Annotated in this window: 9 protein-coding genes and 1 pseudogene; 4 read left to right on the top strand and 6 right to left on the bottom strand. The window is 44.5% G+C overall.

Annotated elements, in window-relative coordinates; translation table 11 throughout:
* Positions 1-40: 40 nt before the first annotated feature.
* From V7K67_RS23845 to V7K67_RS23830, 4 genes are all read right to left on the bottom strand, one after another.
* The gene (locus V7K67_RS23845; protein WP_335168691.1) at positions 41-1,399 is read right to left on the bottom strand and encodes an FAD-binding protein; all 1,359 of its coding nucleotides are present in this window, start codon (positions 1,397-1,399) and stop codon (positions 41-43) included.
* Between the two features lie 1,147 nt (positions 1,400-2,546).
* A complete protein-coding gene (locus V7K67_RS23840) occupies positions 2,547-3,047 on the bottom strand; it encodes a zinc ribbon domain-containing protein (protein ID WP_335168689.1) in 501 nt (166 codons plus the stop codon).
* Positions 3,048-3,140: 93 nt separating this feature from the next.
* Entirely contained in the window at positions 3,141-3,353 is a 213-nt protein-coding gene (gene thiS, locus V7K67_RS23835; protein WP_334707183.1) for a sulfur carrier protein ThiS, read from the bottom strand.
* Between the two features lie 142 nt (positions 3,354-3,495).
* Positions 3,496-4,551, bottom strand: coding sequence for a thiamine phosphate synthase (locus V7K67_RS23830; protein WP_335168687.1), 1,056 nt, complete (start codon positions 4,549-4,551; stop codon positions 3,496-3,498).
* 499 nt (positions 4,552-5,050) lie between these two features.
* Here V7K67_RS23830 and V7K67_RS23825 point away from each other — a divergent pair, with 499 nt between their 5' ends.
* The 4 genes from V7K67_RS23825 to V7K67_RS23810 all read left to right on the top strand — a co-directional run bounded on the left by V7K67_RS23825 (position 5,051) and on the right by V7K67_RS23810 (position 11,580).
* Positions 5,051-6,913, top strand: a complete 1,863-nt coding sequence (locus tag V7K67_RS23825; RefSeq protein WP_335168685.1) for a DUF1565 domain-containing protein — start codon at positions 5,051-5,053, stop codon at positions 6,911-6,913.
* 69 nt (positions 6,914-6,982) lie between these two features.
* Positions 6,983-7,216 carry a hypothetical protein gene (locus V7K67_RS23820; protein ID WP_334733713.1) on the top strand — a complete coding sequence of 78 codons (234 nt, stop codon included), beginning with the start codon at positions 6,983-6,985 and terminating at the stop codon, positions 7,214-7,216.
* A gap of 434 nt (positions 7,217-7,650) precedes the next feature.
* Complete coding sequence (locus V7K67_RS23815) at positions 7,651-9,042, top strand: malic enzyme-like NAD(P)-binding protein (protein ID WP_334707179.1); 1,392 nt, start codon at positions 7,651-7,653, stop codon at positions 9,040-9,042.
* A gap of 243 nt (positions 9,043-9,285) precedes the next feature.
* Positions 9,286-11,580: a PhoD-like phosphatase gene (locus V7K67_RS23810; RefSeq protein WP_334733714.1), complete on the top strand. Its 2,295-nt coding sequence runs from the start codon at positions 9,286-9,288 to the stop codon at positions 11,578-11,580.
* Positions 11,581-11,645: 65 nt separating this feature from the next.
* Here V7K67_RS23810 and argJ read toward each other — a convergent pair whose 3' ends face one another.
* Entirely contained in the window at positions 11,646-12,887 is a 1,242-nt protein-coding gene (argJ, locus tag V7K67_RS23805; RefSeq protein WP_335168682.1) for a bifunctional ornithine acetyltransferase/N-acetylglutamate synthase, read from the bottom strand.
* Between the two features lie 67 nt (positions 12,888-12,954).
* A pseudogene (locus V7K67_RS23800) lies at positions 12,955-13,632 on the bottom strand (IS110 family transposase); the annotation flags it as partial.
* Positions 13,633-13,739: the final 107 nt, after the last annotated feature.

Raw genomic sequence — 13,739 nt, 5'->3', positions numbered from 1 at the left:
GGTGGAAGTTTGCTATCGATTACCTCGATCCTATGGAGTGTTATCGGGGGGATTGTAGGTATTTGGATCGCGTATCGTGTCTCGAAATATTAGGGAACATCTCATCTTGAACACCACGGACGATCGCCTCGCTATCGAATGAAGCAGAAGACGGTGAAGGCGATGGCGTTCCGCCCACCGTAGGCGATCGCAATCCGGCTTGACCGGTAGGACGTGCAACCCGTTCATTTGCATGAGCGCCCAGACTCTTAGCAAAAGCTGCTGCACCAACTCCAGCCCATTGACCTGTGGAAATCGCCCAAGCAGCATTGGGGCCACCACCACCAGAAGCTAAACCTGCTAAGAACTCACGTGAGGCTGCATCTCCTGCGGCATAGAGTCCGGGTACTTTTGTACCGCAACTATCATCGGTCAAACGGATTCCACCCGTACCACGAACAGTACCTTCTAAAACCAGTGTCACAGGTACTCGTTCTGTATAGGGATCAATATCAGCTTTTTTGTAAGGTAGATAAGCAATGAAATGGGATTTCTCAATCACTGCCTTGACTTCAGGTGTAGCTCTATCCAAACGGGCATAAACGGGCCCTTTTAAGAGTGCGTTGGGAAGGAACGATGGATCGCGACGACCATTGACATAACCACCAAGATCGTTACCCGCCTCATCGCTAAAGCTAGCCCAACCAAAGGGAACCCCCCGTGTCACTGTGGCATTGAAAGCCGTCGAGATAGCATAGTGATTAGACGCTTCCATACTGGAGAGTTCGCCGCCAGCTTCTACTGCCATCAGCAATCCATCACCTGTATTGGTATTGCAACCTAATGCTTTACTTAAGAATGCACACCCGCCATTCGCCAAGACTACTGCACCAGCGCGAACGAGATAGGTACGATGATGTTGCCGCTGCACACCTCTGGCTCCAGCCACCGAGCCATCATCAGCCAATAAAAGCTCTAGCGCTGGACTTTGGTCGAGAATCTGAACACCAACACGCAAGAGGTTTTTGCGAAGTACCCGCATATATTCAGGGCCGTAATAACTCTGGCGCACAGATTCCCCATTTTCTTTGGGGAAACGATAGCCCCAATCTTCTACTAGGGGCAAACTGAGCCAAGTTTTTTCGATAACACGCTCAATCCAACGTAAGTTAGCTAGGTTTTTTCCTGAGCGATAACGCTCCGATACAACTTTGTCCCAATTCTCTGGAGAAGGAGCCATAATGCCATTACCACTAGCAGCAGCGGCACCACTCGTACCGAGAAAACCTTTATCAACAATGATTACTTTGACACCTTGAGATGCGGCTGCCCATGCTGCCCATGCGGCGGCAGGGCCACCACCAATTACCAGCACGTCAGCAGTCAACTGTAGTTCATTTTCGCTATGTGTTGTTAGCAATTACTTGTCCTCCTTTTTGGCAGTCAACTTCATAACTTTGCTACTGTGAGCGGTTTCTACGTCTATAAAATTGCGTTACCCGCATTTCTCACAAGCTTGAAATGCAGAGGGGCAGAGGGGCAGAAGGGCAGAGGGGCAGAGGGGCAGAGGGGAAAGAACTTGTACAAATCTCTCCCCTGCTCCTCTGCTCAAGAGCACAAGGTTTTGAGAGATGTGGTGAGAAATCCGGGGTTAGCGGTAGCTCTACGGTCGGTATCGCTGATTTGTTTCTGACTAATGACTGCTGCCACGATAAATTAGCTAATTTTTCAAATTCCTCAAATTTCATTTCCCATCAAGCTTTTAGGTACTCGTGTCAAACTTCTCAGGTTGTGGAAGCGATTTTAAGTGGGTATGCAAAATTATTTACAGCAGTTTGCAAGTAAATGAGTTACAAAATGCAGGACTCCAAATCAGATATAAACAGTTTCTACTCTGTCTCCTGCTTCCTGCCTCCAAACCCATAGCTTTGTATTTCACGCAAAAGAAAACTGCTGTATGTCATTGCGTAGACAAAGCCAGCACCTTAGGAGTTTGCATAATATATACAAAGAACGTGTATGGCGAATTACAGTTAATATGTTACCCTAATTATTAGCTTTTCAAACATTAAGCATGACAAAATAATTTCTGATCCAGTTGGAACTGCCATGAAGTGTACTGAGTTCCGTTAGCAGTAGCGGGGCGTTTAGCCTGTGCCTCGGCAAAGAGCGTCAGAAATAACAGAGCCGCCAAGTGTCAGTACTTTGTGGTAAAATTTGGTATCATTTTAACTAATATTCTTGACCCAGAACAACTTACCAAAAAAGGCAAAAGTAAAAAGTTAAAAGGCAAAAGAAAGAAAAATAAAAATGGTCAAAAGCCCCTAAATTTATTTATGGAAAAAATATTTTGATTTTTTCAAAAGACGCACAACGCAAGGAAAAATACGTCCTTATTAAATCCCATAAATTTATTTATGGGGATTATCTTTTTACTTCTTAAATCACAGTAGGTGTGTGATTTGTATCGCCGATGTTGGTAAATTGAAGATGCGACCTTCAAGCCAACCTACAAACATTCTTAACCGAAACGTATTGAGACGGATGCTTAATGATTAGTGAACTACCTACACCGCCTGAGTACAGGTCGGTGTAGGCTTCTGGTACATTCTTAATGTTGCCAGAACTTCCTTCGAGGTACTATTAGTAGTAGAGTCAGCCACTACCGGATTCCCCTTACGGCGTTTTATCGTTGGGAACAGTCCCAGCCCAACGCGCTTGACGTTGATAGATGAGTTAATATCCCGATCAATCCAAAGCGATTCTTTCTCATCCCAGTACTCACGAATACTGCAATCAGTGAAGATAAATTCATCACGATATGCGAGTAATTGAGAGGTATATGCAGGTCTTACTGCTATTGTCCTAGTCCCAGCTTTTCCAGCTATGTATTCTAGGATTGTGAAAAACTGCCCAAATGCTGCATCATTCCAAGACTTGTTTAACCCAGTCTTGGCTGATTGACCATTTGGCAAATATTTGCCGTCTTGTCTACGACACGCTGCGCGAACATCCTGTTTGGCTTTATTTCGTTTAGATACAGCACTTCCGGCAGCTATGAGGTACATCCTCATAGCTGAAAGCTATGATAGGAGAGGGGCAAGAGGAAAACTGTATTGCATAATAGCCGGAAGCGCTGTAAAGCTTTTAACTCAAATCAACTAACCCCCCCCAACAATAGTTACCACTTCTAAGCGATCGCCTGGTTGCACTTTTGTTTGTGGCCAAAACTGGCGGTGTAAAATTTCGCCGTTATATTCCACAGCAACCAAACGGGGATTAAAACCCAACTGTTGGAGCAAATCGGGTAAAGAAGTTTGAAACGAACAGCTATGAGTTTCCCCATTTAGCTGAATCGTAATCTCATTAGACATAATATGTGGGGACTGGGAATTGGGGATTGGGGACTGGGGATTGGGGACTGGAGATTGGGGACTGAGGATGAGGATTGGGGACTGGGGATTGGGTATTGGTTATTTACTTTTTTGGACAAATGACAAATGACTAATAACTCTTTTAAAGTTCTGGTTTAATGCGATTGAGTTGGGAGAGCAAATATTGTGTCACGAGGGTAGGCTGTTCGGCTTGCATCAGCGATCGCACTACTGCTACACGTTCGGCTCCAGCATCAATCACATCATTGATGTTATTGGCATCTATTCCCCCAATCGCAAACCAGGGAATTGAGCAATTTTTGGCAGCATAGTTGACATATTCTAGCCCTGTTGCTGCTTTACCTACTTTTGTAGGAGTTTCATAAACTGGCCCCACGCCAATATAATCTACACCTTCAGCAATTGCTGCTTGCATTTCTTCTTTATTTGTGGTAGAAAGACCTATCAGACGTTGCGAACCAAGTAATTGCCGGGCAACAGCAATAGGCATATCTTGTTGTCCCAGATGCACTCCATCGGCATCGATAGCTAAAGCTAGATCAACGCGATCATTAACAATAAACAAAGCGCCGTAGATGTGGCATAACTGCCGTAATTTTCTCGCTTGTTCCAGACGCAAAGAATCATCGGCGGTTTTGTCCCGGTACTGTAGAAGCGTTAATCCCCCTTTGAGTGCAGCCTCGACATTATTCAACAAAGTTTCACTAGGAGAAGTAACAAGATACAAACGCGATCGCCACAATAATTGATGGCGCTGATGACCCATTAAACTACTTTCTAGGGTATAAACCTGATAGCGCATCTGCTTACAAGCTTTAGCCATATTTGGCAGGGTTAGCTTGCTGTATTCTTCCAACACCCGCAATGCTTCTTCTATGCGGCAAAAGTTAGCTTGCAATACCGATTTGATACTAGCTCGTTGTTCTTCCTGAGGATGGGTTAACTCAGTCCCCGGATCGCCTGGTGTATCTCGCGCCGCCCGCAGTTCAGAGGTATGCCACTTGGCTACCTCTTGTCGCAAACGCTTGCATTCAAGAGCCAATTGGGCATTATTCAACCCAAAGCGACACCATTCTTCAATAATTCGCAAGCCCTCACGAGCGCGGTCTAGATTGGCATCTAAAATGCGGTAAACAACTTGCTGTATTTGCTCTTTTTGGCTGTATGGCTCGACCATTACAACAACCCCGTTAGTGCTTTCATCGAAGTGTGAATTATCATAAGTCCTAGTAACCATAAGTTAATTAATTTGCTTTTTTTTACTAGATTTTTGCTGAATCTACGCAAAACAACGTAGTAGTGAGGGTTATGGTAAATTATCCCATGTTCCTATAGACAGTGATAAGGGTAGTTTGAGGCTACAGTTTTGCACTAAGTTTAGTCAAGTATTTTAGGGTAAACGACAACCTGACAAAGAACCGGGAAGAGGTATACACCAGAAAATCCACAATAGATATATCAGAGATATATCAGTGAAAAAGAATGTAGGCACAATTCATGAATTGTGCCTACAAAGAATTTTGGGTAATACTTAATTAATTTTTGGAGATATCTGATGAGCATTTATTACTATGTATGAAATATAGCCAATTGGTCAATATATGAGTAATATTATCGACATAATACTCTGTAAGAGTATAAGAATTTATGATTACTTCTAAGGAGTCGTGTTAAATATGATTCTCCCTTATGTGTTTGATAAGTACTGTAGAGTAGATGTTCTGATTGCAAAGCTGAGGTTTCTGAAATCAGCAAGGCTTTTATTCTTTAGTTTTTCAGTATTATTATTTACCGTCAGTCTGGGAGCGGCAAGTATGGCGTTCTTGGGTAGCGCGTTAGCGCAGCTCGCCGTTGGCGTTCGCGTGAGCGTCTCTGAAAGAGAAGCCTCTCGTAGAGAAGGCATCGCTCAGATTCCATCGACACCAGATTCAGCGCCTCTAGGAAAGAAGACACTCCCTCAGACTAACGTGCTATTTGTCAACCCTAGCATGGGAGATGACAAAGCAGGCAATGGTAGTGAATCCGCTCCGATAAAAACGATTACCCAAGCGTTACGATTAGCTAACGATAATTCTGTAATTATGCTCTCCACGGGCACTTATAGCGCCGAGACAGGAGAGGAATTTCCCTTAATACTGAAACAGGGTGTTTCAATTCAAGGCAATCCTAGCAATCAAGGTAAGGACATTATCATTCAGGGAGGCGGTGATTACCTGAGTCGGAGCTTTGCCGGTCAAAACGTCACAATTGTCGGGGCAAACCAAGCCTTGCTCACTGGGGTGACAGTGACGAACTCGAACCCCCGTGGTTACGGTTTATGGATTGAATCTTGCAATCCGGTAGTCACAGAAAATACATTTACTGGCAGTACTCAAGATGGTATTTCCGTCAGTGGTAACGCTGCACCCACCATTAGTAAGAATTACTTTGATCGCAATGGAGCTAATGGCATCACAATTGCTGGTAACTCCAGTCCTCAAGTGAAGGAAAATGTCTTTCACCAAACAGGTTTTGGGATTAATATTGCCCAAAATTCCGCTCCTGTAGTCATCGGCAATCAAATTCAGAACAATAGATCGGGAATTGTGGTACAAGCAAATGCCCGCCCGATTTTGCGGAATAATTCTATTCAAGATAATAAAGAAGATGGTTTAGTTGCGATCGCTCAAGCAATGCCAGATTTGGGTAGTGCATCGGAACCTGGAGGTAATCAATTTCAAAATAACGCCCGCTACGACATTAACGCCAGCGCTGCTAAACAGATGATTTCTGCTGCTGGTAACAACCTTGTGAGCGATCGCATCACTGGCAAAGTAGATATTAACGGGACAACAGCACTAGCAACCCAAAATTCTCAACCTGCTGCCAACAATGTGTTACGAGAAATGCCAGCAAATGGTGAAATCACCTTTTCGGCTCCCGAAATCTCTGAAACTACCAACGGGCAAAGCAGCAACGGTATTTCAGCAAATAATCCTGTTTCTATACAATTAAATAGTCAACTGTTGCCATTGGTGCCAGCTAATGTACAACTTTCCACGCCTAGATCCAATCAACAACCACCCACCTCTAGAGTCGCTGGCTTTCCTACTCCTAGCAGTTTGTCAGATAGACAAATACCAACTGACACTCAGGTTGTGCAGCCGCCTAATACACCACAGTTAAATTATGTGCGGATTGATCCTAATACGATTGAGTTTACTGCCCCTGAGTATCCATCCAATTCAGTTGCACAGCCACCAGTTCCAAGTATGAGGGAGCAAACACAGCAGCCATTATCAAGAACAAGTTCTGCAAGTATTCCCCATCGTGGTAACTCTACAACACAATTTGGTGTACGTTATCGCGTAGTGGTGACACTCTTCACTGATAAGGATCGAGATTTAGTGCGATCGCTTGCTCCAGGTGCGTTTCCCACAGTTTGGGAAGGTCAAAGAGTTATGCAAGCAGGAGTATTTAGCAGTGAATATAACGCCAAAGAGATGCTCAAAACACTTTCTAGTAAAGGTTTAAGAGCCATTATGGAGCCGTTGAATTGAGTAGAGCGCAAAAGAGGCGGAAGGGGAGCAGGGGGGCAGAGGGGAAAGAATTAGAGACCAACTATTTGTATGACGCATTTCGTGAAGTGGTATAACAGGATGGCGCGGGAAATTGCAGGCACAATATCTGCATTATCTCTTGATGATCCAAAATCACCAGACAGCGATGAGCCTGTAGCCAGTACAGCAAACGTTCAGGTTTTGCCGATTGGAAAGGAAAGGCACAAGTTCAGACAACAAAATATCCAAAGGAGGGGTGTTGCGGAGCGATCGCCAAATGATAAATTCAAATTGTTTTTGTAAAATTTCATATAGGTGCTTTGCTGGGTACAAATATTTACACAGTTGAAGAAGGCAGCTATGCTGAGGGCAGAGGGCAGAAGGTTCAATTTAGAAGGGGATTCAAACCCCTCCTAAATTGAGGCCACAAAACAAGAAAATTTGGTGGGGGTCTTAAACCCTTGTTCCCTTCTCTTCGAGACGCTGCGCGAACGGTCACGAGCTTCTTGACACGAGTCAGAATTCCATAAAAGCCAACTGAGCCTCCTGCCCTCTGCCTTTCCCGATAAAATTAAAAAAATATCTGGTGTATTTAGGTACAATTACTAAATTGTTACTCATTTATATTAGTAAACGCATTGGTATAAATAAAAATTATTTCCACCGACTACAAAGCTTAGATTTTAGTTTTTGTCTCAATTCAATATAAAATCTAAAACTTAAAATCCAAAATCAACATGGCAAACCTAACACCGAATTCTAGTTTTAGTTTGACACTGCGCTTGCAGATTCCCAATCGTGTAGGGATGTTGGCATCAATAACCCAAGCGATCGCCACCAGTGGCGGTAATCTCGGTCAAATTGATTTAATCGAGCAAACCCGCAAAGAGTCCACCCGCGATATAACTGTGGATGCTGCAAGTACCGAACACGCTGAAACCATTGTGCAAGCAGTCAAAGCATTGCCAGACATCAAGTTACTCAGTGTCTACGATCGCACCTTTAATTTGCATCGTGGTGGCAAAATCAGCATTGTCAGCAGAATTCCCCTGAAGAGTGTTTCCGATTTGGCAATGGCTTACACGCCCGGAGTCGGTCGCATTTGTACAGCGATCGCTCAAGACCCAGAGGAAGTTTACAACTTAACCATCAAACAAAACACTGTTGCCATTGTCACCGATGGTAGTGCCGTTTTGGGTTTGGGAAATCTTGGCCCAGCCGCCGCCCTACCAGTCATGGAAGGCAAAGCGATGCTGTTCAAGGAATTTGCGGGGCTAGATGCTTTTCCCATCTGTCTCGCTACCCAAGATACAGAAGAAATTATCCAAGCAGTTAAGAATATCGCTCCAGTGTTTGGGGGCGTAAATTTAGAGGATATTGCTGCACCTCGCTGCTTTGAAATTGAAAAGAGATTGCGCCAAGAATTAGATATCCCCGTTTTTCATGATGACCAGCATGGTACAGCAATTGTCACCTTGGCAGCGTTGTTTAATTCCCTGAAACTGGTACATAAATCCTTAGCAGAAATCAAGATCGTGATTAACGGCGCTGGGGCTGCGGGAGTAGCGATCGCTCGGTTACTCCGCAAAGCTGGGGCAGAAAAAATCTGGATGTGCGACTCTAAAGGGATTATCTCTACCAGTCGCACCGATTTGACAGAAGAAAAACTCGAATTTGCTGTGAAAGCTCAAGGCACATTAGCGGGTGCAATGCAAGGGGCAGATGTGTTTATTGGAGTCAGCGCACCGGGAGTTTTGACACCAGAAATGGTGCAATCGATGGCGAAAGATCCAATTGTCTTTGCAATGGCAAATCCAATTCCAGAGATTCAGCCAGAATTAATCGGTAAAGATGTTGCTGTCATCGCTACCGGTCGCAGTGATTACCCCAATCAGATCAATAACGTTTTAGCTTTTCCTGGCGTATTCCGTGGTGCTTTAGATTGTCGGGCACAGACAATTACCATCAAAATGTACCTGGAAGCCGCAAGTGCGATCGCCTCCTTAGTCAAACCTTCAGACTTAGATCGGGAACATATTATTCCTTCAGTCTTTGATGAGCGTGTCGTCACTGCTGTTGCCGCTGCTGTGCAACATGCAGCGCGGGAAGAAGGTATTGCTCGGAATTAATTAAAATAATGACTCTTGTGGGATGGTTGTCTCACCCGTTCCAATACGCTTGGCTTAATGGTTTTGCAGTTGATGAGCATATTTTACAGTTTAGCGTAGGCGTAGCCCGCCAAAGGCATCGCTCATTATGGGGTATGACACAATCAGATTGAGGACTTCCAAATACACTCGTCCCCATTTGGTGATTGGATTATAAATAAAGCACAATCATCCAAAACACCACCATTTTGTCAACTGTTTGCAATGAAGTATCAAGTTGGGGACGAGTTTTTACAACACCTGCCACTGATTTTAGCGGGGCCAATCCTCAAACATACTGAACCAGAGTCAGTAACGGTATGGGTAGCACTGAAACAGTCTTGTCAGGTAGAACTTAAGGTTTATGACACAACAAATGATGGTGAAGCACTGGGAAATTGTTTATTTAAGGGAGAACGCTCTACTGTTGCTCTGGGTAAGTATCTTCATGTAGTTGCCATCACAGCTAGGTCTAAAATTGGACATTGCCTAACTAGAGGTCACATCTATGCATACGACCTCGGATTTACTATTGCTGACCAAACCCCGCAAACTCTGCAACAAGGATTATGCCCAAACTCTCATCCTACAGTCAGCATTAGCTACTTTGATCATCAAAAACCAACCTTTGCTCTGCCGCCAAACCATCTTCAAGATTTGCAAATTGTCCATGCTTCCTGCCGTAAACCTCATGGTCATGGGTTTGACGCACTGCCAATTCTCGACAGTTTAATTCAGGCATCAGCGAATCAACCCCAACACCGTCCTCACCAGCTGTTTCTCACGGGAGATCAAATTTACGGAGATGATGTCGCAGATCCATCATTGTGGGTTGCTAGTACTCTTGGCGATGCCCTTTTGGGTTGGGAAGAACAACTTCCGGTGAATGGATTGTATTGTACTCCCCAGCAATTACCCCCTGGAGAACGGGCTGATGTGGCGACAAATCAAGCTGGCTTGACCGCAGGATTACATAACAAAGCCGAGAAAGTTAACAGTCATCTTTTCAGCCTGGGTGAATATTACGCTACTTATTTACTAGCTTGGTCGCCAGTGTGCTGGCCGGTAACATTTCCCAAAGGACACCAAGTAATGCGCGATCGCCATGCTATCAAGGACTGGAATCAGGCAGTGCATCATTTGCGACAATTCATTTATACACTTTGGAAAGTCCGCCGCGCCCTTGCCAATATCCCCATGTACAGCATCTTTGATGACCATGATGTTAGTGATGACTGGAATTTAAACCAAGCTTGGTGTTTGCGAGTGCTGGGGCGTCCCTTGGGGCGACGAATAGTCCAAAATGCATTGTTAGCCTATACAGTGTTTCAAGGGTGGGGCAATACACCAGGGCAATTTGTAGAAGGGAAACCAGGTGAAAAGCTGTTAGCGGCTGCCCAAACTTGGTCAGCTTCCCAAGGGAGAGATGCAAAGGCTGATGAGGCGATCGCGCGTTATGTAGGTATGCCAGCTAACGATCCCCACACAGGCTTACCTATTTTAGTCCGAGACGGTTCCGTATTCATTTTGGATCGAGATGCTGAAGCACTGACTTGGCATTACACAGTCAGGAGCGATTGCCATGAAGTAATTGTGCTGGATACACGCACTTGGCGGGGTTATCCAGCCGATCAAAAACCAATTGCACCACCGATGCTGCTGTGTCCCCAAGCCTTTGAGCAACAATTAGTTTTACCTTTACAACAAGTAGCTGAACAAACCCAGATTCAAACTACATTTGTGATTGCGCCCACTAATGTATTTGGACTACAAGTGATTGATTGGATTCACCATTGGCATTTACAACGCGAGAAAGTTTTTTCAACCGATGTTGGAGATGCTTGGAATATTAATACTGAAGCACTGGCGAAATTTTTAACTACCTTGTTTGAAGAACGTCAACAAGTTGTTATTCTATCTGGAGATATTCACTACAGTTCTGTTGCTCACTTGTCTTATACACGCACCCATTCCAAATTACAATCTGTCTTAGTGCAATTAACCGCTAGTGCATTGAAGAATGAAGAAATTTTGACACGGCTGATTCATACACGATTGAAAGATTGGTTATTACCAGAAAAGGTACGACATTGGATCGGGTGGATCAATCCACCCAATATGGTAGAAAGTTCAGTAAAACAATTATTTGGTGGGCTACGCCCATACCAGATGGCGACTGACTATGACTGGCATTGTGTGCTGGAATGGATACCTCGAAACAGCGTTCAGACTTCTCGCTTCGGAGCAGATATATCATCATTTATAGCTCCCTGGAAACGGGCAGAAAGTTCTAAGTGGAAATGGTTACAGCCCCTAATATTTTGGAAATTTCGTTGGTTTCAAGATGGGCGAGAAGTAGTTGGATTGAATAATTTAGCTCTGGTTCATTTTGAGTTTGCAGATACGAGTAGTTCTAACAAAGTTATTCAAGATTTGTACTGGTTTTCTTCTTGGTATCCAACCCAAATTGTTTACAGCCGTTTTGAGAGTAAATTAACGCCTAATCAGTCATTGTTATGACGATGGGATTTGCTCTGGGAATGGAAATTTTGGTTGTATATGTGGGCACTGTAGATTCAAGAAACTTACGTAGTATATTCAGCATTAATCCTCACGTAGTCGTAACTCAAATCACAACCCCAAGCTTTACCCACACCATAACCATTGCCAACGTTAACGGAGATTAACACCGTATCCTGTTGGAGATAAGTACCCACTGCTGCTTTCTTCAAATAAGCACTCGCTGCTGTACGATCAAAAGTTAAAGGTTGCCCATTTTCTAACATTAAGAAATCCCCTAGCTTAATTTGCAGGTTTTCTTGCTCAAAGGGCACACCTGCACGTCCAGCGGCGGCGGCGATGCGTCCCCAATTTGGATCGCGTCCAAAGATTGCAGATTTAACTAAGGATGAACCAGCAATGGTTTTAGCTATTTGTCGGGCTGAGAGTTCATCATGGGCCCCTGTCACTTCCACTTCAATGAGGCAGGTTGCACCTTCACCATCACGAGCGATCGCCTTGGCTAAATGCTGGCAAACTGCTGTTAACATCGCCTCTAATTTCTCTGCTTCTGCGCCCCATTCTATAATTGCTGGGGTGCGGGATTGACCGTTTGCCAGGGCAATTAAGCTGTCGTTGGTACTGGTGTCACCATCTACAGTAATGGAATTAAAGCTTCTATCGGCTGCCCTTGCTAACATCTGCTGCCAAAGGTGAGGCGAAACCACAGCATCACAAGTAACAAATGCTAGCATGGTTGCCATGTTGGGGTGAATCATGCCGGAACCCTTGGCGATACCACCAATTCGTACCGAGCGATCGCTTATAGTTGTCTCTAGGGCAATGGATTTTGTTACTAAATCTGTAGTGATAATTGCCCCAGCAGCGGCATCTGAGCCTGTGTCTGATAGTGCTGCTACTACCTTGGGAATCCCACTTCGCAAGGCATCCATCTTAATTCTTTGACCAATCACGCCAGTGGAAGCCAATAATACAGATTCAGATGAGATGTTCAGGGCTTGGGCTATTGCCATCGCAGACTCTAAAGCATCAAACCAGCCTTGATTACCTGTAGCAGCATTTGCTTGTCCAGCGTTGCAGAGAATGGCACGAGCGCTCTGTTTAGCTTGCAAGCGTTGGCGACAATAGTCTACGCAGGCTGCTTTGACTTGGCTGGTGGTGAATACACCTGCTGCGATCGCTTCCACCTCTGAGAATATCAAAGCTAAATCTGGCAATCCCGAAGGTTTCAACCCTGCGGTAATTCCCGCCGCCTGATATCCCCTTGGTGCTGTGATGCCACCTGTTATTTCTTGCCAATCTGCCATTATCCTTCAGGGTAATTGAAAGTTTCGGAGATTTAATAACCCTCCATACAAATGAAGGGCTATCGCATCAGTCCACTGGAATGATTTTACATAATTCCTGGAATAGTAAGTTAACTACCTTGCTCATCAGTTTTCCTTGAATGTGTTTGCCACCTAACAACTTTTCACCTTGTTCGGTGACATTAGCTTTGAGTGAGTCGCGGTAGTTAATCAATTCCCTGGTCAGGTCATTGCTTGGTAGCCTTCCAGTTTCTACACCAGTTAAGACATACTGCCACAGGCTAATTCGGCATAGGGATGAACCGCTGGGTTTTTCAACAAGTCCATCTCCTGACTGTTCCAGAACGGTTCCCATGCCCAAACGCATTTTAAAAGTGTCGCGGCTGCGGTTGCGTTTAATTCGTTTAGTATCACCAGCTAATCGCTTGACGGTGGTTTCTCCGTTTTTGCGATCGCGCTCGGTTCGCTTTACTTCCCTGACTTCATATTCAATAACGGGCTTCCCGTTGATGCCCAGGAATGACTCAAAAGGATAAATCCTGGTGAGCAGCCGCGATCGCACTCTCAACCCAAAACCGAATTTGTCAAACACGCTCATGTAAGGCTTTAATTCAGTCACACAAAGCATTTGAGTGATTCTCGCTTCTAAGTGTTGCTCAAAAAGTGAGATATCGCACATCCAGCCAGCGTGTAACTCTAGGATTGGGTCAAACTCAATTTCATAGTCTTGGGCAATGGAAATTTTATAGCGATTTTCAACAGGACTTACGCAACTGGCACAATGCGATCGCTAGTTTGTAGTACATAAGTATTAATTAAATCTGATTTTGAAAGCTTTGTCTTCGTAATAGA

Source organism: Nostoc sp. (genome assembly GCF_036917155.1).
Classification (GTDB): Bacteria; Cyanobacteriota; Cyanobacteriia; order Cyanobacteriales; family Nostocaceae; genus Nostoc.
The sequence above is the reverse complement of the archived record's forward strand: the minus strand, read 5'-3'. Positions and strand labels throughout refer to the sequence as shown.

Excerpts from the sequence above, each read along its gene's own strand:
- V7K67_RS23840 (WP_335168689.1), bottom strand. The coding sequence starts at position 3,047 with ATGTACCTCATAGCTGCCGGAAGTGCTGTATCTAAACGAAATAAAGCC.
- thiS (WP_334707183.1), bottom strand. The coding sequence starts at position 3,353 with ATGTCTAATGAGATTACGATTCAGCTAAATGGGGAAACTCATAGCTGT.
- V7K67_RS23830 (WP_335168687.1), bottom strand. The coding sequence starts at position 4,551 with ATGGTCGAGCCATACAGCCAAAAAGAGCAAATACAGCAAGTTGTTTAC.
- V7K67_RS23825 (WP_335168685.1), top strand. The coding sequence starts at position 5,051 with ATGATTCTCCCTTATGTGTTTGATAAGTACTGTAGAGTAGATGTTCTG.
- V7K67_RS23820 (WP_334733713.1), top strand. The coding sequence starts at position 6,983 with ATGACGCATTTCGTGAAGTGGTATAACAGGATGGCGCGGGAAATTGCA.
- V7K67_RS23815 (WP_334707179.1), top strand. The coding sequence starts at position 7,651 with ATGGCAAACCTAACACCGAATTCTAGTTTTAGTTTGACACTGCGCTTG.
- V7K67_RS23810 (WP_334733714.1), top strand. The coding sequence starts at position 9,286 with ATGAAGTATCAAGTTGGGGACGAGTTTTTACAACACCTGCCACTGATT.
- argJ (WP_335168682.1), bottom strand. The coding sequence starts at position 12,887 with ATGGCAGATTGGCAAGAAATAACAGGTGGCATCACAGCACCAAGGGGA.